At 65.0% G+C, this 19,783-nt stretch carries 20 protein-coding genes and 1 pseudogene; 7 read left to right on the top strand and 14 right to left on the bottom strand.

The features are described from left to right. Positions 1 to 111: 111 nt before the first annotated feature. On the top strand, positions 112 to 1,497 hold the full coding sequence (gene fumC / locus ACUXH0_RS06175; RefSeq protein WP_182594028.1) for a class II fumarate hydratase: 1,386 nt from the start codon (positions 112 to 114) through the stop codon (positions 1,495 to 1,497). A gap of 100 nt (positions 1,498 to 1,597) precedes the next feature. After that, positions 1,598 to 2,644: a sensor domain-containing diguanylate cyclase gene (locus ACUXH0_RS06170; RefSeq protein WP_012430206.1), complete on the top strand. Its 1,047-nt coding sequence runs from the start codon at positions 1,598 to 1,600 to the stop codon at positions 2,642 to 2,644. Between the two features lies 1 nt (position 2,645). Here ACUXH0_RS06170 and speD read toward each other — a convergent pair whose 3' ends face one another. The 5 genes from speD to ACUXH0_RS06145 all read right to left on the bottom strand — a co-directional run bounded on the left by speD (position 2,646) and on the right by ACUXH0_RS06145 (position 6,283). Then, positions 2,646 to 3,071 carry an adenosylmethionine decarboxylase gene (speD, locus tag ACUXH0_RS06165; protein WP_004627613.1) on the bottom strand — a complete coding sequence of 142 codons (426 nt, stop codon included), beginning with the start codon at positions 3,069 to 3,071 and terminating at the stop codon, positions 2,646 to 2,648. After that, positions 3,068 to 3,256 (bottom strand): hypothetical protein, encoded by a 189-nt coding sequence (locus tag ACUXH0_RS06160; RefSeq protein WP_024974646.1) that lies wholly within the window; start codon positions 3,254 to 3,256, stop codon positions 3,068 to 3,070. The genes speD and ACUXH0_RS06160 overlap by 4 nt, the downstream gene beginning before the upstream one ends. Continuing rightward, entirely contained in the window at positions 3,253 to 4,698 is a 1,446-nt protein-coding gene (locus tag ACUXH0_RS06155) for a DUF4178 domain-containing protein (protein WP_012430205.1), read from the bottom strand. Before ACUXH0_RS06155 ends, ACUXH0_RS06160 begins: the two co-directional genes overlap by 4 nt. An 87-nt stretch (positions 4,699 to 4,785) precedes the next feature. After that, a complete protein-coding gene (locus ACUXH0_RS06150; protein ID WP_024974644.1) occupies positions 4,786 to 5,835 on the bottom strand; it encodes an SPFH domain-containing protein in 1,050 nt (349 codons plus the stop codon). 49 nt (positions 5,836 to 5,884) lie between these two features. Then, complete coding sequence (locus ACUXH0_RS06145; RefSeq protein WP_004627622.1) at positions 5,885 to 6,283, bottom strand: DUF350 domain-containing protein; 399 nt, start codon at positions 6,281 to 6,283, stop codon at positions 5,885 to 5,887. Positions 6,284 to 6,460: 177 nt separating this feature from the next. Between ACUXH0_RS06145 and ACUXH0_RS06140 the strand changes: the two genes are divergently transcribed. Next, the gene (locus ACUXH0_RS06140) at positions 6,461 to 8,038 is read left to right on the top strand and encodes a polyamine aminopropyltransferase (RefSeq protein WP_182594027.1); all 1,578 of its coding nucleotides are present in this window, start codon (positions 6,461 to 6,463) and stop codon (positions 8,036 to 8,038) included. 13 nt (positions 8,039 to 8,051) lie between these two features. After that, positions 8,052 to 9,674, top strand: coding sequence for an NAD(P)-binding protein (locus ACUXH0_RS06135; protein ID WP_182594026.1), 1,623 nt, complete (start codon positions 8,052 to 8,054; stop codon positions 9,672 to 9,674). A 23-nt stretch (positions 9,675 to 9,697) separates the two neighbouring features. On the opposite strand, the gene ACUXH0_RS06130 is transcribed toward ACUXH0_RS06135, so the two are convergent. Both ACUXH0_RS06130 and ACUXH0_RS06125 read right to left on the bottom strand, forming a co-directional pair. Continuing rightward, positions 9,698 to 9,970 carry a hypothetical protein gene (locus tag ACUXH0_RS06130; RefSeq protein WP_012430201.1) on the bottom strand — a complete coding sequence of 91 codons (273 nt, stop codon included), beginning with the start codon at positions 9,968 to 9,970 and terminating at the stop codon, positions 9,698 to 9,700. Between the two features lie 409 nt (positions 9,971 to 10,379). Next, positions 10,380 to 11,096, bottom strand: a complete 717-nt coding sequence (locus tag ACUXH0_RS06125; protein WP_182594025.1) for a dienelactone hydrolase family protein — start codon at positions 11,094 to 11,096, stop codon at positions 10,380 to 10,382. Positions 11,097 to 11,281: 185 nt separating this feature from the next. Between ACUXH0_RS06125 and ACUXH0_RS06120 the strand changes: the two genes are divergently transcribed. Together ACUXH0_RS06120 and ACUXH0_RS06115 are read left to right on the top strand one after the other, a co-directional pair. After that, positions 11,282 to 11,644 carry a DUF1304 domain-containing protein gene (locus ACUXH0_RS06120; protein ID WP_004627631.1) on the top strand — a complete coding sequence of 121 codons (363 nt, stop codon included), beginning with the start codon at positions 11,282 to 11,284 and terminating at the stop codon, positions 11,642 to 11,644. 218 nt (positions 11,645 to 11,862) lie between these two features. Then, complete coding sequence (locus ACUXH0_RS06115) at positions 11,863 to 12,342, top strand: YbhB/YbcL family Raf kinase inhibitor-like protein (RefSeq protein ID WP_004627634.1); 480 nt, start codon at positions 11,863 to 11,865, stop codon at positions 12,340 to 12,342. A gap of 32 nt (positions 12,343 to 12,374) precedes the next feature. Here the strand turns inward: ACUXH0_RS06115 and ACUXH0_RS06110 are convergent, their stop codons facing one another. The 4 genes from ACUXH0_RS06110 to ACUXH0_RS06095 all read right to left on the bottom strand — a co-directional run bounded on the left by ACUXH0_RS06110 (position 12,375) and on the right by ACUXH0_RS06095 (position 15,770). Next, positions 12,375 to 12,899, bottom strand: coding sequence for a hypothetical protein (locus ACUXH0_RS06110; protein WP_004627635.1), 525 nt, complete (start codon positions 12,897 to 12,899; stop codon positions 12,375 to 12,377). A gap of 74 nt (positions 12,900 to 12,973) precedes the next feature. Then, the gene (locus ACUXH0_RS06105; RefSeq protein WP_024974637.1) at positions 12,974 to 13,759 is read right to left on the bottom strand and encodes a hypothetical protein; all 786 of its coding nucleotides are present in this window, start codon (positions 13,757 to 13,759) and stop codon (positions 12,974 to 12,976) included. A 125-nt stretch (positions 13,760 to 13,884) separates the two neighbouring features. Further along, complete coding sequence (locus ACUXH0_RS06100; protein WP_182594024.1) at positions 13,885 to 14,775, bottom strand: NmrA family NAD(P)-binding protein; 891 nt, start codon at positions 14,773 to 14,775, stop codon at positions 13,885 to 13,887. A 95-nt stretch (positions 14,776 to 14,870) separates the two neighbouring features. Then, positions 14,871 to 15,770, bottom strand: a complete 900-nt coding sequence (locus ACUXH0_RS06095) for a helix-turn-helix domain-containing protein (RefSeq protein ID WP_182594023.1) — start codon at positions 15,768 to 15,770, stop codon at positions 14,871 to 14,873. Between the two features lie 228 nt (positions 15,771 to 15,998). Here ACUXH0_RS06095 and ACUXH0_RS06090 point away from each other — a divergent pair, with 228 nt between their 5' ends. After that, positions 15,999 to 16,262: a cupin domain-containing protein gene (locus ACUXH0_RS06090; protein ID WP_004627644.1), complete on the top strand. Its 264-nt coding sequence runs from the start codon at positions 15,999 to 16,001 to the stop codon at positions 16,260 to 16,262. A 9-nt stretch (positions 16,263 to 16,271) separates the two neighbouring features. Here ACUXH0_RS06090 and ACUXH0_RS06085 read toward each other — a convergent pair. The 3 genes and pseudogenes from ACUXH0_RS06085 to ACUXH0_RS06075 all read right to left on the bottom strand — a co-directional run bounded on the left by ACUXH0_RS06085 (position 16,272) and on the right by ACUXH0_RS06075 (position 19,658). Next, positions 16,272 to 17,435 (bottom strand): annotated as a pseudogene (locus tag ACUXH0_RS06085) (alkane 1-monooxygenase). Positions 17,436 to 17,737: 302 nt separating this feature from the next. Continuing rightward, complete coding sequence (locus ACUXH0_RS06080) at positions 17,738 to 18,550, bottom strand: alpha/beta fold hydrolase (RefSeq protein ID WP_182594022.1); 813 nt, start codon at positions 18,548 to 18,550, stop codon at positions 17,738 to 17,740. Positions 18,551 to 18,557: 7 nt separating this feature from the next. Next, complete coding sequence (locus ACUXH0_RS06075) at positions 18,558 to 19,658, bottom strand: branched-chain amino acid aminotransferase (RefSeq protein ID WP_004627649.1); 1,101 nt, start codon at positions 19,656 to 19,658, stop codon at positions 18,558 to 18,560. Positions 19,659 to 19,783: the final 125 nt, after the last annotated feature.

Here is a 19,783-nt window from a genome sequence, read left to right as displayed (position 1 = left end):
CAAACGCTGATTCCCGCTCGACAGGCGTATCCGCCCTACGGCCGACAAGGGCACTGCGCTCTGCCTATACTGAAGCGTTCATCTCAGTCTCCTCGTGCCCTCGCTCCTGCCATGACCACCCGTACCGAACGCGACACCTTTGGCCCCATTGAAGTCCCTGCCGACCACTTGTGGGGCGCACAAACGCAACGCTCGCTGCAGAACTTCGACATTGCAGGCGACCGCATGCCCCGCGAGCTGATCGACGCGCTCGCCCGCATCAAACGTGCCAGCGCCCTCGTCAACCAGCGCCTGGGGCTGCTCTCCGCGGACAAGGCCAACGCCATCGTCAATGCCGCTGACGAGGTCATCGCGGGCAAACACCCGAACGAATTTCCGCTGGTGGTCTGGCAAACGGGCTCAGGCACGCAGACCAACATGAACATGAACGAGGTGCTCGCCAATCGCGCCAGCGAGCTGCTCGGCGGGGAACGCGGAGAAGCACGCCTCGTGCATCCGAACGATGATGTGAACCGCAGCCAGTCGTCCAACGATGTGTTCCCGACCGCGATGCACGTGGCTGCCGTAACGGCCATCACGCACCATCTGATTCCATCGCTGCGCACGCTGCGGGAGACCCTCGCCAAGAAAGCTGCCGACTTCAACGACATCATCAAGATCGGCCGTACGCACCTGCAGGATGCGACGCCGCTCACGCTGGGCCAGGAGTTCTCCGGCTACGTTGCACAGTTGCAGCACAACGAAACGCACCTGAACGCCGCCCTGCCACACCTGTGCGAACTCGCGCTGGGTGGCACGGCGGTCGGCACCGGCCTCAACGCACCGGCCGGTTATGCTGAACAGGTGGCCGAAGAGCTGGCGCAACTGACCGGCCTGCCTTTCATCACCTCGCCGAACAAGTTCGAGACCATGGCGTCGGCCGATGGCCTTGTGCATGCGCACGGCGCGCTGAAAACGCTGGCAGCCAGCCTCACCAAGATCGCCAACGACATCCGTTGGCTGGCCAGTGGACCACGCAGCGGGCTGGGAGAAATCTCTATCCCTGAGAACGAGCCGGGCTCGTCGATCATGCCCGGCAAGGTCAACCCCACGCAGAGCGAAGCGGTGACGATGCTGTGTGCGCAGGTCTACGGTAACGACGTCGCAGTGAACGTGGGCGGTGCGTCGGGCAACTTCGAGCTGAACGTGTTCCGCCCGATGATTGCCTACAACTTCCTGCACAGCGTGCGCCTGCTGGCCGACGGCATGCGCAGCTTCAACGATCACTGCGCCGCGGGTATCGAGCCGAACCGCGACCGTATCGACGAGCTGGTACAACGCTCGCTGATGCTGGTGACAGCGCTCAACCCGCATATTGGCTACGACAAATCGGCGCAGATCGCCAAGAAGGCGCACAAGGAAGGCACCAGCCTGCGCGAGGCCGCGCTGGCGCTTGGCTATGTCACCTCCGAGCAGTTCGATGCGTGGGTGCGGCCGGAGAACATGGTTGGCCGCTAAGTAAACTATCATGGGCCCGCGGCTTGCTATGCGCGGCCTATCCCTTTTCCTTTTCCATTGCCCGTTTCAAGAGCGCCGGCCCGGCCGGTGCGCCTTGCGCATGAAACCCGCTCCCATCCCCACGAACGAACCCGAACGTCTTGCCTCGCTGCAAGACATGCTGTTGCTCTCCACACCCGACGAGGAGTTGTTCGACCGCGTCACGCGCACGACCAAGCGCGTGTTCGACGCCCCGATTGTGCTCGTGTCGCTCATCGACGCCCAGCGTCAATGGTTCAAATCCTGTATCGGCTTGAACGTGCGCGAGACCGGGCGCGACATCTCGTTCTGCGGCCATGCCGTGGCCGAAGACCAGATGCTCGTCATTCCAGACACCAAGGCCGACCCGCGCTTTGCCGACAACCCGCTCGTGACGGGCGCGCCGCATATCCGCTTCTATGCTGGGCGGCCGGTCAGGAATCTGTCTGGCTATGCCGTGGGCACGCTCTGCGTGCTCGACAAGAAGCCGCGGTCGTTTGACCAGGCCGAGCGGGAGCTGCTCAATGACCTGGCCAGTTGGGTGGAATCGGGATTTCGCGAGCGCGAACTGAGCGAAACGCAGCGCTCCATCCTGACCGAGCTGCAGATTGCGCGCCACGAAAGCCTGACGGATCCGATGCTGGGCATCTGGAACCGGCGCGCCGCGATGGAACTGCTCACGCGCGAGTGCGGCCACGCGATGCGGTACGGGCAGCCGCTTTCATTGCTGGTGGTGGATGTTGACCACTTCAAGCGCGTGAACGATACCTACGGCCACCCCGTGGGCGATGCGGTCTTGGTTGAGATCGCTCGCACGCTGCGGGTGAATTCGCGCCCCATCGATGCAGTGGGCCGCTACGGCGGCGAGGAATTCCTGGTGGTTCTGCCCGATACGACCACACTGCAGGCCAGCGACATTGCGGAACGCCTACGCAGCGCGGTGGAGTCGCTGGAGATCGCCACGCCGGAAGCCAACATCCGCAGCTCCATCAGCGTAGGCCTGGCAAGCTGCGAGCCGGAGAAGAACCTGTGCACGCCGACAGACCTCATCATGCGTGCTGATGCCGCCCTGCTGGCCGCCAAACGGCTGGGGCGCAATCGCGTGATATTCGACGGACAGCCGGTGTAGATCAGTGGGGCGCGGGCTCGCCGCCGCGGCGGGCGACGCGCACGTCAACCCGTTCCGGCGCCAACGCGCGCTCGAACACGGCGCGCGCGGCATGCGTTGTGCCGGTGCCGCACATGAACGCGTCGATGGCGGCAAACCCGTGCTCGGGCCAGGTGTGAATCGAAAGATGCGATTCGGCGAGCAGCAACACACCGGTCACGCCGCCCTGCTCGCCACCGGGCAAACCGGCGCGCACGGAATCGAAGCGATGCAGATGTGCATGCAGGATGGTCGCACCCAGTGCGTTGGCAGCATCGCGCAGTGCGGTTTCCAGTGTGGCCGCATCGCGCAACAGCACAGGCGCAACGCCATACAGATCGAGCAGCAGATGCTCGCCCACGGCGGCGGGTGCTTCTTCCACAGAAAGCGCTGCATCGGTGCGCGTCACTTGTGGCCCCCGCTAAAACCACCGCCATAACCGCTGCCGCCCGATGAGCCGCCCCAGTAAGACGACGACCCGCCCGTGCTGCTGCCGTACGACGGCGTGCGCGGCGCGGCAAAGCCGGCCTTCCAGTCCATATAGGTGGCGCCAATCACCACGGCCACGGCATAGAGAACGAACCAGTTCTTCATTCCCCGCCCCCAATCTTGGCGACCAGCCACGCGGGCACCAGCAATAGCAGCGCCGCGAAGAACGTGATACCGAACACCGAGCCCGGCGCCATGAAGAACGGCACGAGGTTCAGCAGACCGAGGAGCACGCAGGCGACCACCGCCACCGTCATGTAATTCGACGACGCCTTGGCCGGCTCGGCGACAACCTTGCCGAACCAGGCCTTGATCTGCGCGGCACTCACGGGCGTGCTCTTCGACCACGTGAGCTCATGCGCGTCGCTCTCCGCAGCCAAGCTTTCCCCGCCGGCGGTGTATTCAACAACGCGCGTCTGGTCACCTGTTTGCACGCGCCAGTTGAAGGCCCCGGCGGCGTAGGTCACGCGCGAGGTGTAGTCCTCGTCGCGGGCGTAGACCTTGCCGTCGAGCACCGCGGTGCGCCCGTCGTTCCGGGTGGGCCAGCGGTCGAGCACGTTGGCGCGGAACCAGCCGTCATCGGTTTCGACCATCCAGCTGAAACCGCGCTTGGGCGTGTACAGCAGGTATTCGAACCATTCGCCGCCGCCGTCGACCACCGCGCGGCGCATCACGCCGATCACCTGCCATTGCAGGCCATCGATGAGCGCCTTGTCGCCCAGCTCCAGCGTGGTGGCCACCTGCGGCACCGACCGTGCGCGCGCGATGATGTCGCCGCGCGGCGTGGCCGCATCGATGGCCGCGCCGCAGCCGGGGCACAGCACGTGGCCCGTTACGCCGGGGCTGAATGGGATCGATGTGCCGCACTGCGGGCAATCGAGATTCGTCAGCTTGCCCGGAATGCGGCCGGCGGTTTCCTTGATCTCGGCGTCGGTGCGCAGAAGCTGGCACTCGAGCACATCGAGCGTGGTGGCTTCGCCCACGTAGAGCGCTGGCGCCGTGCCATCGGAGTAGTCCAGCGTGATGAAAGCGTCTTCGCGGCGGCCATCGGCCACACGCGCGTGCCAGCCTTCGCCCACGCGGAACGGCAATTCGCCCTGGCCGCCGGTGCAATCGGCTTCGCGCACGTCGGACAGCGTGAACTGCTTGCCCTCGGCATCGTACAGCTGCCCCGGGCGCAGCCCCTCAAACGCGACCGCATTGGCAGGCGTACCGCGCGCGAAGGTCATCGTGACTTGTCCGGACGCTTCCGCCAGCCAGCCATCGGAGCCGTCGTCAAACAGCACGTACCACTCGTTCCAGAAACCCGCGTCGTAACGCAGCTGGATGCGGCCGACAATTGTGAACGCCTTGTTCTTGTAGCGCCCGGTGGTGCCGATCTGCACGCGTGCGTAGTCCTCCAGCACGGCGGACATCTTGCCGATGTCGGAAAGCGTCTCGCCGTCGCGCAGCAACGTGCTCTTGCAGAAGCTGCACACCGCCATGACGGCAGCTGCAGACTTCAGTTCCACCGGCGCGCCACACGCCGGGCAGTTGGCATGAAACATGGTCAGGTCGTTCGATTGCGCGAAAAATTGCGCAGAAAAACGGGCGGCTTGCGGTGCCGCCCGGTCATCCGATCAGCGGGCCGGGGCTCAGCCTCCGGTCAGCGCCTTCAGCACGGCAGCCTTGCCGGCATCGAAGTCCGCTTGCGTGATGAGGCCCTTGTCGAGCAGTTCCTTGAGCTTGGCCAGGCGTGCGGTGGGGTCGTCCGCTGCCGGAGCAGCGGGGACGGCGGCGGCAGATTGCGCTGCAGGAGCAGCCGCACCGCCAGCGTTGCCCTGCACAGCGGTACGCAGGCTGTCGGCCATCGCCTGGCCCATTGCCAGCCCTGCCGCCAAACCCGCACCCGTACCGGCGATGCCGCCTTCGTTGCGTGCCGCCAGCGGCAGCGATTCGGCCGTCTGGTATTGCGTGAAGCGCTGCATGTCGCCGGTCATGTCCATGCTGATGCGGCGATCCAGCGCGGCCTGCAGTTCGTCCGGCAGCGTGACGCTGGACACCTGGAAGCTGTCGAGCGCCAGGCCGTACTGCGTGAACTGCGGCAGCAGCGCCTCGCGCACCTTGTTCGACATCAGCATCTGGTTGGCGGCCAAGTCCAGGAAGGGCACGCCGGATTCGCCAAACGCCGTCGCCATCGCACCCATGATGACTGGGCCCAGCTGCGCCTCGACGTCATCCACGGTGTAGATGTCGCGCGTGCCGCTCACCTGCTGGTAGAACAGCTTTGGGTCGGCCACGTGGTAGGCGTACACGCCAAAGGCGCGCAGGCGGATCATGCCGAAATCCTTGTCGCGCACCGTCACGGGCTGCGGCGTGCCCCAGCGGCGGCCAAGTTGCTGGCGCGTGCTGAAGTAGTAGACGTCGGACTTGAAGGGGGACTCGAACAGCTTGTCCCAGTTCTTCAGGTACGTGAGAACGGGCAGCGTCTGCGTGGTCAGCTTGAAGGTGCCGGCGCCAAATACATCGGCGATCTGGCCTTCGTTGACGAACATCGCCATCTGCGAGTCGCGCACGACCAGGGTGCCGCCGTTCTGGATTTCCATGTCCTGCATCGGATAGCGCCAGGCGAGCACGCCGTCCTCGCTCTCCGTCCATTGCAGGATGTCGATGAACTGCTTCTTGATGAAACTGGACAGGCTCACAGCAGACTCCTTCGCGATGACTCGCGGGGCAGGAACAATCAGGACAAGGTCACGACAGGCACGCGGCGTTGATCACGCCAACGGCCAGCGCGCTCACGCCAAACAGCATACCGGCGGCGATGTTGTTGTGCTCGATCTGCAGCCGGTAGTCCGGCATCAGCCGCGTGAGCACCAGGAAGACGATCAGCTGCACCACCGACGCCATCACCGCCCAGAACAGGAACGGCACCAAGCCATCGGCATGCGTGATGCTCGACGCGATGGTCAGCACGAAACCGAGCAGCGCCCCGGCCAGCGACAGCGCCGCGGCGATATTGCCTTCGCGGATCAGCTTGAACTCGTCATACGGCGTCAGGCGCAGGTAGATGAAGAAGAAGCCGGAGAACACCACGGCGCCCGCCAGCAGGTGCGAGGCATAGGCGATCACGGGAGCGGTCATGTCGGGCATGGGAAGAGGCCGAGCAGTACATAGGTGGCGCCACTATAGCGGCTGATGCGCCGCTTGCGTACCCCCCGATGCAGCCCCGCACCAGGCGGCTCGCAGGCCGGGAAAAAAGGCGGCACAATCGCGCTCGCCTCGGCATCCGCCGTTTGTTAACGCCCCTTCATTTTCCACCTTCGCAGCATGTCGACGCCGCAGCCTGACGCCACATACGAACCCACGCAGCCAGCCGGCCGCGGCAATGCCCTGCTGGTCCTTGCAGTCTTTGTGGTGGCCTCGTGCGGGCTGGCGTACGAATTGATTGCCGGGGCATTGGCTTCGTATCTGCTGGGCGATTCCATCCTGCAGTTCTCTTCCATCATCGGCGCCTATCTGTTTGCCATGGGCATCGGCTCATGGCTCTCCCGCTACGTGGCGGACGACGCGCTGCTCGCCCGCTTTGTCGATCTGGAATTGTTGGTCGGGCTGTTTGGCGGCGTATCTGCGGCGGCGCTGTTTGCGTTGTTTGCGCTGGAATCGGCGCCGTTCCGCTTGGTGCTGTACGCGCTGGTCACGGTGATCGGCGTGCTGGTGGGCATGGAGATCCCGCTGGTGATGCGCATGCTGCATCGGCGGCAAGCCAAGTTCTCCGACCTCGTCAGCCGCGTGCTGACGTTCGATTACCTGGGTGCCCTGGCGGTGTCGCTGCTGTTTCCGCTGGTACTGGCGCCGCGCCTGGGGCTGGTGCGCACCGGTTTTCTGTTCGGACTGTTCAATACGGCGATTGCGGTCTGGACGCTCTGGCACTTCCGCGCCGAGCTGGCGCTCACGGCCCGCATGCGTACGGCGATGGCGTGGCGCGCAGGCGCAGTGGCAGCGGCGTTGCTCGCGGGCTTTGGCGCATCGGACAAGCTCACGCACTGGTCGGAGCGCGCGCTCTTTGGCGACGAGATCATCCACGCGATTTCCTCGCCGTATCAGCGGCTGGTCGTCACGCGCTGGAAAGACGACCTGCGCCTGTACATCAACGGCAACCTGCAGTTTTCCTCGCGTGACGAATACCGCTATCACGAGGCGCTGGTGCTGCCTGCCCTGGAATCGGTGCGCGGTGCGCGGCGCGTGCTGGTGCTCGGCGGCGGCGACGGACTCGCGCTGCGGCAGATCCTGAAGTACCCGCAAATCGAGCACGTGACGCTGGTCGACCTGGACCCGCGCATGACAAACCTGTTCTCGCACGCCGAGGCACTGGTCGCGCTCAACCAGCATGCGTTCAGCGACCCGCGCGTGACGGTGGTCAACGCCGATGCGGCGCAATGGATGCAAACCGCCACCGACATGTTCGACGTGGCCATCGTCGATTTTCCGGACCCGTCGAACTTCAGCATCGGCAAGCTGTATTCGGTGCCGTTCTACCGGCTGCTGTCGCGCCATGTGGCGGATACAGGCCTGGTTGTCATTCAAGCCACGTCGCCTTATTTCGCGCCGCGTTCGTACTGGTGTGTGGATGCGACGCTGAAGGAAGCTGGTTACCGCACGTGGCCGTACCACGCGCTGGTGCCCTCGTTTGGTGAATGGGGCTTCATCCTGGCCGCACCGGGCCGCGCGGATTTCCAGCCACCCACGTCGTATCGCGTGCCGACGCGCTTCCTGGATGCCGACACCACGCACCAGATGTTCAGCTTCGCGCCCGACATGCCGCGCCCGAAAGTAGAGCCCAACCGGCTGAACAACCAATCGCTGGTGCGGTATTTCGAAGAAGACTGGCACGGCGTGCTGCGCTGATGGCCGGCACATCATGAACAGCAGACGCAGCTTTCTTGTGGGCGCAGCCGCGGCCGGTGTGGCTGCGGCGGGTGCGGCTTCGTGGGCGGGCTTTCGCGCCTTGACGGAAATCACGCCCAACGTGCGCATGCCCGGCCAAACGGAGGGCCATCGTTTACGTGCCTTGCATGCGCTGCCGACGCCGTCGGAAACACGCCGCGTGGCCGTGGCTATCTGCGGCAGCGGCATTGGCGGATTAAGCTGCGCGTGGCGGCTGGCAAAAGGCGGCCGGCGCGACGTGGTTGTCGTCGAGGGACCGGAGCGCTATGGCAATGCCGCGGGCGGTGCGTTCGGCACGCAGCGCTTCCCCACGGGAGCGCATTATCTGCCCCTGCCGTCGATGGAATCGACGCACGTGCGCGAGATGCTGGCCGACTTTGGCGTGATCGAGCGCGATCCGTTTGCGCTGCGCCCGACATACGACGAACGCGTGCTCGTTCATGCGCCCGATGAACGCCTGTGGCTGGGCAACCGCTGGCAAGACGGCTTTGTGCCGCACGAAGGCGTTACCGAGGCGGAGCGCGCCGAGCACACCCGCTTCTTCGCCCAGATCGACAGCCTGCGCCATAGCAAGGGAGCCGACGGCCGCCGCATCTTTGCCGTGCCGACAGCGCTCTCGTCTGCAGACCCGGCATGGCGCGCGCTCGACAGCCTCACCTTTCGCGAGTGGCTGCACCGCGAGGGCTACCGCGCCGCAACGCTGCACTGGTATGCCGACTACTGCTGCCGCGACGATTACGGCGCCACCGCCGATCATGTTTCCGCCTGGGCCGGCATTGCGTACTTCGCCAGCCGCGGCGGCATGGCGAGCAACGCCGAACAGGGCACGGTGCTCACGTGGCCGGAAGGGTTGGACTGGATGGCCAAGCGCCTGTTCGAAGCCGCCGGACTGAACGAACCAGGCCGCCTGCTCCCGGGCAGCGCCGCGCGCATCGGCACAACCACCGAAGCCGGCGCATGCGTCTTCGCAGATATCCTGCAAGCGGATGGCCGCGTCGTGCGCCTGCTAGCCGATCACGTGGTCAGCGCGATGCCGCTGCACGTTGCCAAACACATCGTCGACGGCTTTGACGTGCCCGCCGCCGAGTTGCCCGAAACCGCACCGTGGCTGCTCGCCAACCTGCTCATCGACGGCTTTCCGCCCGAACACGACGACACGCCGCTGGCGTGGGACAACGTGGTCTATCGCGGTACGGGGTTGGGATATGTGGTCGCCAATCACCAGGACATTCGCGTCGGGCCGCCCGCGCAGAGCGTGTTCACGGCCTACGTGGCGCTGTCGGACATGACACCGAAGGCCGCGCGTGAATGGCTGCTGAAGGCATCGCCGCAAACGCTGCTCGATCGTGCGCTGGCCGATCTCGATACGGTGTACGGCATCCGCCTGCGCACGCAGATCCGCCGGGCCGACCTGACGCTACGCGGCCATGCGATGGCGATTCCCACACCGGGCTTTCTCTCCAGACCCGGCATTGCGCGCCTGCGTGAGAGCGCCGGGCCGATCCACTACGCGCATGCGGACCTGTCCGGCTATTCCGTGTTCGAAGAAGCGGCGTGGTGGGGCGATCGGGCGGCCCGGCGCATTCTGGGCAACTGATTGCCCGCGCCGCCGCAGGGCATCTAACGCAACCGTTCGACCTCGGCCATCAGTTCCCACGTGGCTGGGTCGATATCGCTGCGCTCAAGTGCCAGCGACAGGTATGCCCCGATCATGTCGACAAACCCGCGCGCGAATGCGGGCGGATAGGCGCCGCCCGTGTACTCCATCAGTTGCTGCCGCAGCAGGCGCGGCCGATGCTGCCCGAACTCGCACACGTAGGCCTGCGTTCGGCAGAGGAAGGTTCGCGCTTCCAGCGCACCGTCAAGGTAGACTCGGCGTTTGGTGAGTGTCATTGGCGGCTCCCGAGTCGTAACGGAACGGGGCACAGCCAAGGTGGAGAAGGAAAAGACGCGGGGCGACGCCCGCCGAACACAACAGTCATGGAGCCTCCTACGGATAGCAAAAGGCCCGACTAATCGCTGCTAAACGAGGGTGGCGGGCCCGACGACAGGGTTAGCAGACCGGCCCGTAGGACGCCGGCGACCCGAAGGTCCCCTGCCCGGCCCGCCGAGGTAAAGGCGTGCGCGAGCACGGACGTAAAAAAACCGCACGAGGCGGCCGTCCGGCCATACGGTAAGAATAGGCTGCTAAACCCAGCTGCCGTTGGTGCGGCAGCGCGCGGCGGCAACAGCGCAGCCCACATGCGAAATTGCAGCATTTCGTGAGCGCGCCGTACCGCCAATCTCGCCGTCCTGCGTGCGCTTACCCCTGACGCGGCCACAGCGTGCGGCCGAAGAACGTCAGCGCGCGGTCCCACGCATGTTCGGCCCACACCGGGTCGTATTGCGTGATGGCGATGCGGTTCTCGCCCACGGCCGTTTCATTTGCGAAGGCGTGATGCGCGAGATAGCGGTGGAAGTCCACATCGACGCCAGCATCGACGAGCTTCTTTTCCAGCGCATCGACGCCTTCGATCTTGAAGGCGGTGTCCTGCGTGCCCCAGTGGCCCTGCACCGGCACCTTGATCTTCGAGGCGTCGATGTATTCCAGCGGAGGATAGCCGTACCAGACCACGCCGGCATCCGCCTCCGGCACGTTGCTCAGCGTCAGGAGCGTCAGCGCACCGCCCATGCAGTAACCCGTCACGCCCACGCGGGCGCAGGTCTGCTTGAGGTATTGCACCGCACCGCGCACATCCTGCGTGGCCGCGTCGCCAAAGTTCAGGTTGGTCATCAGGTGGTGCGCTTCTTCCTCTTCCACCGTCATGGTGCCGCGATAGAGGTCGGGCACCAGGGCCACATAGCCCGCGCGCGCGAGGCGATCGGCCACGCCGCGAATCTGGTCATTCAGGCCCCACCACTCCTGGATGACGACAATGCCCGGGGCGCCCTCTGCCTTGGCCGGCTTGGCCAGATAGCCCTGGAGTTCCTGCCCATCCGGGCGTTTGAACGTGATCATGGATCCTTGCGATGCGGTCATGCGATGGCTCCTCTGCCTGGAACGAAGACGCACAGCATAGTCCTGCCAGATGAAATTTGCAGGCGGCGCGTCGGCGGGGAACGGGCTGCGTGCGCCTTAGCCCTGCCGATACCCCTCCATCAGGGAGCCGATACGCGGCACAAAGTCTCTATCATGGCGGCACGTTCACACCCTGATTGCCTCCCATGATCAAAACCCTCGGCCTCATCGCCTACCTGCTGGTGCTGCTGATCCACGTCTACATCGTCGTACTCGAGATGGTGCTGTGGAAGACGCGCGGCCCCAAGGTATTCCGCATCACGCCGGAAAAAGCCGCCGAAACCGCCGCCATGGCGTCCAACCAGGGCCTGTACAACGGCTTTCTGGTGGCTGCACTGGTCATTGGGCTGATCGCACCAGACCCCGCCATCAACGCCGCGTTTGCGCTGTTCGGGCTGATCTGCGTGGCGGTGGCCGGCATCTGGGGCGCCGTCACGGTCAACAAACGGATTCTCTTTGTGCAGACGGTGCCGGCCGCGACGGCGTTGGCGCTGGGGTGGTTCGCCTGAAGGCAATGGGTGCCGAGGCGGCGGCAATCCTTGTCTGCCCCGCCGCCGCGCACTAGCTTGAAAGGAGTCAGGAGCGCCTTCGACTGGATACGCTCTCGCCGACCGGGACCTCGCACATGCCGCCTGCATACCGCCGAACGCTCCGAATGCTGGGCAGGGCGTCACTGCTGGCAACCGTGCTGTGTGGTTCCTCCATCTCCGCTCAAGTGAGGCACGCCATGACGCTCGCCTTGACCTCTCCGGCCTTTGCCGCTGGCGGCGAAATCCCCAGCCGCCTGACATGTGAAGGCGCGGACACATCGCCGCCGCTCGCGTGGACCGGCGCTCCGGCAGGCACACGCAGCCTGGCGCTGATCGTCGATGACCCCGACGCGCCCGACCCCGCGGCACCCAAGATGACGTGGGTCCACTGGGTGCTCTACAACATCCCGCCAGGCACCACTTCGCTGGCAGAAGATGCATCACGCAAGGGACTGCCTCCGGGTGCTCGCCCCGGCAACAACGACTGGCAGCGCACCGCTTACGGCGGCCCCTGCCCGCCCATTGGGCGTCATCGCTACTATCACAAGCTTTACGCGCTGAACGTGGAACTACCGGAGCTTGGCGCACCCACCAAGGCCGAACTGGAGCGCGCCATGCGTGGCCACGTGCTGGCTGAAGCCGAGCTCGTCGGTACCTACCAGAAACACAAACCCTAAGCCGGTACGTCAGGAAGTCAGGCGACCTAGTGTCAAGGCTTGGCAACCGCGCCCTTGCGGAACACCGCATACGGCACGCCCCGCTCCGGGTGTGCCGTCGTCTCGTTGATGAAGCGCTCGACATCAGGCACGTCATGCAGCGCCGTCATGAACGGCGCCAACACGTAGCCCGGCGCCACACAGCCCTGCACCAGCATCCACCGCTGCCATACCGTCACCCACAGCGTGGTGTTCTGCTGCCATCCCGGCACGTGAATGGACATCCATTGCAGGCGCCGCTTCGCCGTCTCGGCGATCTCATCGTCGTAGGAAAACGCGTTGGGCAAGCGGCAGCGTCCCTCCACCCAGCAATGGTTGCCATGCTCGATGCGGTGGTGCGAATCGCGCTTCCACTCGGCTTCGCTGATGCGCGGGCCGGCCGGTTCAGGGCAGTTGGCCACGCCCGACGAGATCTGGAAGAACGGGTCGTGACCGCGGTTCTGCAGGTCGTCTTCGGCGTGCGCCCCAGACGCTGACAACAGCAACACCATTGCAATGCAGCGTAAGTCGATCGTCATGGCGGCCTCCTTGGCGGACCCGGCGCAATCGGTTGCTGCAAAGCATAGGTGTTGCGTAACTCAGCGGCCAGGGATCAGCTCAGCGGAATCTCGAAAATCCACTTCAGCGTCCAGCGGTCTGAGGCGCGTGTCAGGCCGCGGCCGATGCCAAAGTTGAAGACGAAAGGCTTGCGGTCCACGTCGAACGCCAGGAACACCGTGTGTTGTTGTTCATGCAAAGGCGCGATGTGGTTGATGGGGCCAAGCCCGGCGTAATACTCCGTGCCGGCGCGCACCCCTGTCGCAACCGTACGTGCAATCTTGAAACTGGGCGCGGCCTCCGGCACGCCGCTGCGCCCGTCCCCCGAGAGATTCCAATCAAGCACCGGGTTGACCGCCCAAAGCCAACGGTCATCCTGATACCCATAGATGGGTCGCAGTTCCGCCGCGTTTTGAGATGCTTCAAAACGGCCGGCCACGTGGGCGAGTTCGACGTTGATGCCTGCAAAGTTCCCCACGCCATCAACTGGACGCACGGGCATCCATTTCACCCGCACCTTCGGGCCTGTCACGTAGACCGTGTTCTCGCGCGTGAGCGTGGTCGGCACGTAGAGCCCCAGCTCCAGCGAAGGCGTCAGGCCATAGGAGAATTCCGCCGTGGCACGCCAGCCGTGCGGTGTCGTGACTTCGCCTGGATAGCTGGGCGCGCCGATCCCGCTGGGCGTGGTGTTGACATGCAGCTCCAGCCCGAACTCGCCCGGCGCGTTGATATCACCGGTGTAGACCTGGATCTCGTCAGGCAACACCGCGTGCGCCGGCAGCGCAAATGCCGAGAACACAACCGCCGTTCCAATCGCGCGCGCAATGCGTGCACCCACCATGATGACCTCCGGAGCAATCCCGAGATCATAGTGAGGCGATTGCGTGCAGTGCGAAATAACCGGCGGCCGCAGATACAAATCCGCATAAGAGGCATTCGCATTTGCAGGCGTGGGCTGCGCCCCCGCTAGCTCGAGCTCATGTGCGTCGCGAGCAGCGAGGCAAACACATCGTGCAGCTCGGTCTTGCCGAAACGCTGCTCCGACACGCCTTTCTCCACGTCGATCTGCCCGGCGTTGACCGCATCGTAGAGTTCGGTGAGCAGTTGCACATGGTTCGCGCTCAGACCGGCACGCTGCAGCATCGGCGACCAGGCGGTGCGCGGCACGGCGTCGGCAACAATCTCGCGGCCGACGACAGCGCTGAACGCGCGTGCGACGTCGATCAGGCTCACACGGCGCGGGCCTTCCACGCTGACGATGCGAGGTGTGTTGGCCGATGGCCCATCGAGTAGCAACTGGGCGGCCAGCGCGCCAACGTCCTGCGTGGCGACGGTCGCAAACGCGCGATCCAGCGGATAGTGCAGGCTCGGCAGCCGCCCGGTCGCCAGCATTACGGGCAGCATCGCCGCCCAGTTCTGCGCATGCTCCGCTGAGCGCAGCAGTGTCAGTTGCGTCGCAAGCGGCTTGAGCCGCTCTTCGAGCAGATGAAACAGCCGCGTCAGACCGGTGCCCTGGTCCAGCTCAGCGCCGTAATCCGACAAGGCCAGCACCGCGGGCGGTGGGTCGGCACGCAACGCATTGGCGGCCACGTCGATCATGCGTTCCATGGTCAAGGCCGGGTCAATGTCGCCCACCGGCACTGGACACAACATCTGCACAGCCGTCGCGCCCTTGATGGCGGAAGCAACGGAGGCCGGATCGGTCAGATCGGCGATCGCAATCTCGCAGCCGATTCTGGCCAGCGCTTCGCCTTGCCGCGCACTGCGCACGACCGCCCGCACAGGCCGCCCCGCATTGCGCAGCGCTACGGCGGTCGCGCGGCCGACTTTGCCCGACGCCCCAAAGATGACAAACATGTTCGCGCTCCTCTCAAGTGGGAGGCACGAGCTTAGAGCGGGCCCGCAAACCAAACTTGCAGGAACGGAGGAATTTGGCAGATTCGGTGGATCGACTACGCAGCCGGCGGGTCCGCAGCCACGGCCAACGCCTTGCCGGCGCGGATGACGTCACGGGGCGTGACGCCGAGCAACCGCTGCATCCACTGCGTCATATGGCTCTGGTGCGCAAAGCCCACGTCTAGCGCAATCTGCGACGCACTGCGACGGCCTTCCAACAGCAACGCTTTTGCGCGCGCCACCCGGCGCTGCACGACGTAGCGATGCGCCGGCACGCCCAGCGTTGCACGAAACAGCACATTGAAATGGGGCACGCTTAAGCCGGCCTGCGCGGCCAGCTCAGCCAGCGTCAGGCGCGCATGCAGATGGGCTTCGATGTAGTCGATCACGCGCGTAGCCACGCGAGGCGCCAACGTGCCGGTGCGGTCGGCCACACCGGCGGCACCATCCCGACTGCTGCTGAGCAGACGAACGACCAACGCCGTGCACAGACCCTCTGCATATAACGCGTCGGAGGTGTCCTCCGCTTGCAGCTCGGCCCCCAACGCTGCGGCAAGATGACGCACGCGCGCATCGCGCCATTGCAGACGCGGCGTGATGTCGGCTCGCACGCCAATCTGTTCGGCGATGCTGCGTACAGACGTGTCGCTGATGGCGATCCGCAGAATCCGGCAGTCGGCATCGTCCGTCCACATGCCGGGCACGCCTGCGGGAATGACGTCCGCATCGCCGTGTGCCTGGATGCGTGAATAGCGGCGGCCATCGCATACGCAATTCATCCGCACAGGCGGGCCGACATGCACGTTGACCCGGTGCTGCGCCATGGCCGGCACCCGGTACGCGCCGGCGCGGATCCCGAGCAGCGTGGCGGCAAAGCCGTCCCAACCAAGCCCGTCGCTGGAGCGCAGGCTGACTGGAGCGGATTCAAGCAAGGCGAGAGGCGTGATGGCGTTCATGGCAGGTCCGGGACCTCGGTGGCGCCTCGGCATTCTGCGCCACACGGCGCCCTATCGTCGTCATAACAAAGATCAATTAGATTTCTGATGTCGATAGTCAGATACTTGCCAACGTTGTATTTGGCTTCCCCACAGCCGAATTTCCGACGGCCTCCGGGCCGTCTTTTTATTTCTGCGCCCTGCGCTTATGGTGAAACGGGGCACGCATCACAACACGGAGACACGCCAATGGACCGCGACGCATTCGTCAGCGCGCTAAGAGCGGAAGGCTTTACGGAGTTTGTTCTGGTGACGCGAGAGCCGGGCGAGCTGGACACGCACACGCACCCGTTCGAGGCGAAAGCGCTCATCCTGGCCGGCGAAATTCACATCCGCGCAGAAGGCGCGGAGCGCGTCTACCGGCCCGGCGACACGTTTCATCTGGCGGCCAATGCACCGCACACCGAGCGGTACGGCGCGCAGGGTGTGCAGTATCTGGTGGCCCGGCGCTAGGCCGGCAGGTCAGGCGCGCGCCGGATACTGCGCGAGCACCTTGTCGCGAATCGACGGCTTGATATTTGCCAGCGACATGTTGCCGTTGTAGTGCGCCACCACGCGCGGGTTCATCACGCGAAACCACAGCGGCGGCACATAGGCGACCATGATCATCGCCGCATAGCCGGCCGGCAATTGCGGCGAATGCTCAAAATGCCGCAACGCCTGGAAAGACCGCGTCGGGTTGGCGTGGTGATCGGCATGCCGCTGCAGTTGATACAGGAACAGGTTCGTCACCACGTGGTTGCTGTTCCACGAATGCTGCGGCGTGCATCGTTCGTAGCGGCCGCTGGGCAATTGCTGGCGGCACAGGCCGTAGTGCTCGAGGTAGTTCACCACCTCCAGCAGCGACGCCCCGTAAACGGCCTGGATGATCAGGAACGGCACCGCCTTGAGCCCGACGAACGCGATGCACACACCCCACAGCACCACCGTCATCGCCTAAGCGTTGAGCACCTCGTTACGCCAGGACCAGACCGAGTGGCCCTGCTGCTCCAGCCGACGTTTCTCCAACGCCCAGGCCGATTTGACGCTGCCCACCACCGTACGCGGCAGGAACTCCCAGAACGACTCGCCATAGCGGGCGCTTGCCGGGTCTGCCGGCGTGGCCACCCGCACGTGGTGGCCGCGGTTGTGCTCCACAAAGAAGTGTCCATACGCCACGGGCGCGAGCGTAATCTTGGCCAACCAGCGCTCGAAGCCGTCGGTCTTGTGGCCCAGTTCATGCGCGGTGTTGATCGAGATGCCCGTCACCACGCCCACCGAAAACGCGAACGCGATGTAGTCGTACCAGACAAGGTCATACGTGCGCAGCACCCACATCGATACCGCAAAGCTCACGTAAAGCACGGTGGTCGCCAGGTAGACGATGCGGCGGTAGTAACGCTGTTTTTCCAGCGTCGGGACGATGTCTTCGGGCGGGTTGTCTGGGTCGTCGCCAATCAGGAAATCGAGCAGCGGGATGATCGTGAACACGATGAATGGTCCCGCCCACCAGAGCGGATGCCAGCCGGTCGCCAGCGCCGAAACGGCCGCGACGATGGGTAGCGTGATGGTCAGCGCGCCGAGCATCCAAAGATAGCGCTTGCCGTCGGTCCATTCCACGGACGCGACCATGCCGGGTGTTGCCATTGTCTTCCTCCTGTTTTGCCCCGCTGGGCGGCTTGGCTTGTGTACGCACATGCGTGCGCCGCCGGGGTCGTGCCCGACATCTGCGTTATAGGCGCAGCAGGAGAAGAGACCAACGCCGGAAAGTAGGCGCCAAACTCCAAACGAAAGGGCCGCCGGGCAGCCCTCTGAAGACGGGAAAAAAGCAGGCGATTGAAACGAACGATTTAAAAACGGTCGTTCGATTTTGGTGCGACGCACCTGAAAGGAGGCCGGGTGCGAATGCCGACGCCGTGCACCTCAGGCACCGGGCGAACGCCCAAGAATCAGGCGGAGGCGCTCAGGAAGGCGTTGACGGCGGCGAGCACAGCGGCCTCCTGCTCCCGATGCGGCACATGCCCGCAACGCTGCACCAGCTTGAGCGTGGCAGGCGCGCCGGACAGCGTGACGATGCGCTCCGGCTGCGCAGTCGAGCCGTATTCGTCTTCGGTGCCGTGCAGCGCCAGTACCGGGCTGCGCACGGCAAGCAGCGCGTCGTCCAGGCACCACTGCGCAAATGCCGGAGACAGCCACGTGTTCACCCACGCATCCAGCACCCATTGCGCCTTGCTGCCGTGGTACCGCTCGAGCCGGCCCATCTGGCCGGGCTCGGCAAACTGCGCCTGAGCGATACGGATGCCTTGGCGCGTTTGCTCTTCCACAAACGCCTGCGCCGACTCGGTAATCAAGCCTGCGCAGCGGCCCGGATACGCTGCGGCAATCGACACCGCCATGCCGCCACCGACGCTGTGGCCGAAGACGAAGAAGCGATCCACGCCAAACTGGTCGGTCAGCGCGGCAAAGCCACCGTACGCTTCCTGCTGGATGAAGCCCGGATCCAACTGGCCGGGATATGCGTCGGATCGGCCAAAGCCGAGCCGGTCATAGGCGATGACCGCATGTCCGGTCGACTGCGCCAGACGCTGCGGAAAATCACGCCACAGCGCGACGCAGCCGAGCGAATCGTGCAGCAGCACGATGGGCGGTTTGGCGGCATCGTTGACCGGGCCGCCCCATTGCCTGGCATGGAGACGGCCATCGGGCGTGGTGATCCAGGCTTCGGTGCCGTCGACGGACGGCGCAGAAAGCGATTCGGCCATACCCGGTTCAGAACAGGCGGTCCAGCCAGCCGTGCGGGTCCGGTGCGCGGCCGTTCTGCAGATCGACCAGCGCCGCCTTCAGCTTGGTCGTCAGCTCGCCTGCCTTGCCATCGCCGATGGTGAAGTTGTGCTTGTGGCCCTTGACCTTGCCGATGGGCGTGACGACCGCTGCGGTGCCGCACGCAAAGGCTTCACGCAGGCGGCCGCTTTGGGCGTCGGCCTGCCACTGGTCGATGGAGTACGGCTCTTCGCGCACGGTCAGGCCCATGCCGCGCGCCAGCGTGATCAACGAATCGCGCGTGATGCCCGGCAGGATCGTGCCAGTCAGCGGCGGCGTCTGCAGCGAACCGTCATCGAAGACGAAGAACACGTTCATACCGCCCAGCTCTTCGATCCACTTGCGCTCCACCGCGTCGAGGAAGACGACCTGGTCGCAGCCCTCGCGGGTGGCTTCAGCTTGAGCGACCAGGCTGGCGGCGTAGTTGCCGCCGCACTTGGCCTCGCCCGTACCGCCCGGTGCGGCGCGCGTGTAGTTGTCCGACACCCAGATGGTGACGCCCGACGATGCATCGCCCTTGAAGTACGCGCCCACCGGGCACGCAATCACGCAGAACAGGTATTCGGCCGAAGGCTTCACGCCCAGGACCACTTCGGTGGCGATCATGAACGGGCGCAGGTACAGCGCCGAGCCCTGGCCCGACGGAATCCAGTCGCGATCGAGCTTGACCAGCTCGCGCACGGCCTGCAGGAAGAGGTCTTCCGGCAGCGCGGGCATCGCCAGGCGCTTGGCGGAATTCTGGAACCGGCGCGCATTGGCTTCCGGGCGGAACAGCGCACCGCCGCCGTCCGGCAGGCGGTAGGCCTTCATGCCCTCGAAGATTTCCTGCGCGTAGTGCAGCACCAGCGTGGACGGATCGCACTGGATCGGGCCATGCGCGCCGATTTTGGCGTCGTGCCAGCCCTTGCCCTCGGTGTAGCGGATGGTGGCCATGTGATCCGTGAAGACGCGGCCGAAAGCGGGGTTTTCCAGCAGGCGCGCGCGCTCTTCCGCCGGAACAGGGTTCGGGCGCTTCTCGATCGAAATAGCCGATTCGACAACGTTGTTCATACCGTCTCCAAGAGTGCGAGGGGCGCAAAATGCCCAAACCGTTATTTTGCGCCAACGGCGATGCAATTTGGTGGCGTATTCACGCACATGCGGTATTGCAGGCGGCGGAAAAGCCATGCGCCGGG

Source organism: Ralstonia sp. 110700041-2, assembly GCF_056280165.1.
The sequence above is the reverse complement of the archived record's forward strand: the minus strand, read 5'-3'. Positions and strand labels throughout refer to the sequence as shown.

Bases quoted from the DNA above. Each gene is read 5' to 3' on its own strand.
- ACUXH0_RS06110 (WP_004627635.1), bottom strand. From the start codon at position 12,899: ATGACGATCGACTTACGCTGCATTGCAATGGTGTTGCTGTTGTCAGCG.
- ACUXH0_RS06100 (WP_182594024.1), bottom strand. From the start codon at position 14,775: ATGTTTGTCATCTTTGGGGCGTCGGGCAAAGTCGGCCGCGCGACCGCC.
- ACUXH0_RS06145 (WP_004627622.1), bottom strand. From the start codon at position 6,283: ATGCCCGACATGACCGCTCCCGTGATCGCCTATGCCTCGCACCTGCTG.
- ACUXH0_RS06140 (WP_182594027.1), top strand. From the start codon at position 6,461: ATGTCGACGCCGCAGCCTGACGCCACATACGAACCCACGCAGCCAGCC.
- ACUXH0_RS06130 (WP_012430201.1), bottom strand. From the start codon at position 9,970: ATGACACTCACCAAACGCCGAGTCTACCTTGACGGTGCGCTGGAAGCG.
- ACUXH0_RS06155 (WP_012430205.1), bottom strand. From the start codon at position 4,698: ATGTTTCATGCCAACTGCCCGGCGTGTGGCGCGCCGGTGGAACTGAAG.
- fumC (WP_182594028.1), top strand. From the start codon at position 112: ATGACCACCCGTACCGAACGCGACACCTTTGGCCCCATTGAAGTCCCT.
- ACUXH0_RS06170 (WP_012430206.1), top strand. From the start codon at position 1,598: ATGAAACCCGCTCCCATCCCCACGAACGAACCCGAACGTCTTGCCTCG.
- ACUXH0_RS06095 (WP_182594023.1), bottom strand. From the start codon at position 15,770: ATGAACGCCATCACGCCTCTCGCCTTGCTTGAATCCGCTCCAGTCAGC.
- ACUXH0_RS06075 (WP_004627649.1), bottom strand. From the start codon at position 19,658: ATGAACAACGTTGTCGAATCGGCTATTTCGATCGAGAAGCGCCCGAAC.
- ACUXH0_RS06090 (WP_004627644.1), top strand. From the start codon at position 15,999: ATGGACCGCGACGCATTCGTCAGCGCGCTAAGAGCGGAAGGCTTTACG.
- ACUXH0_RS06125 (WP_182594025.1), bottom strand. From the start codon at position 11,096: ATGACCGCATCGCAAGGATCCATGATCACGTTCAAACGCCCGGATGGG.
- ACUXH0_RS06160 (WP_024974646.1), bottom strand. From the start codon at position 3,256: ATGAAGAACTGGTTCGTTCTCTATGCCGTGGCCGTGGTGATTGGCGCC.
- ACUXH0_RS06080 (WP_182594022.1), bottom strand. From the start codon at position 18,550: ATGGCCGAATCGCTTTCTGCGCCGTCCGTCGACGGCACCGAAGCCTGG.
- ACUXH0_RS06115 (WP_004627634.1), top strand. From the start codon at position 11,863: ATGACGCTCGCCTTGACCTCTCCGGCCTTTGCCGCTGGCGGCGAAATC.
- ACUXH0_RS06120 (WP_004627631.1), top strand. From the start codon at position 11,282: ATGATCAAAACCCTCGGCCTCATCGCCTACCTGCTGGTGCTGCTGATC.
- ACUXH0_RS06105 (WP_024974637.1), bottom strand. From the start codon at position 13,759: ATGGTGGGTGCACGCATTGCGCGCGCGATTGGAACGGCGGTTGTGTTC.
- ACUXH0_RS06135 (WP_182594026.1), top strand. From the start codon at position 8,052: ATGAACAGCAGACGCAGCTTTCTTGTGGGCGCAGCCGCGGCCGGTGTG.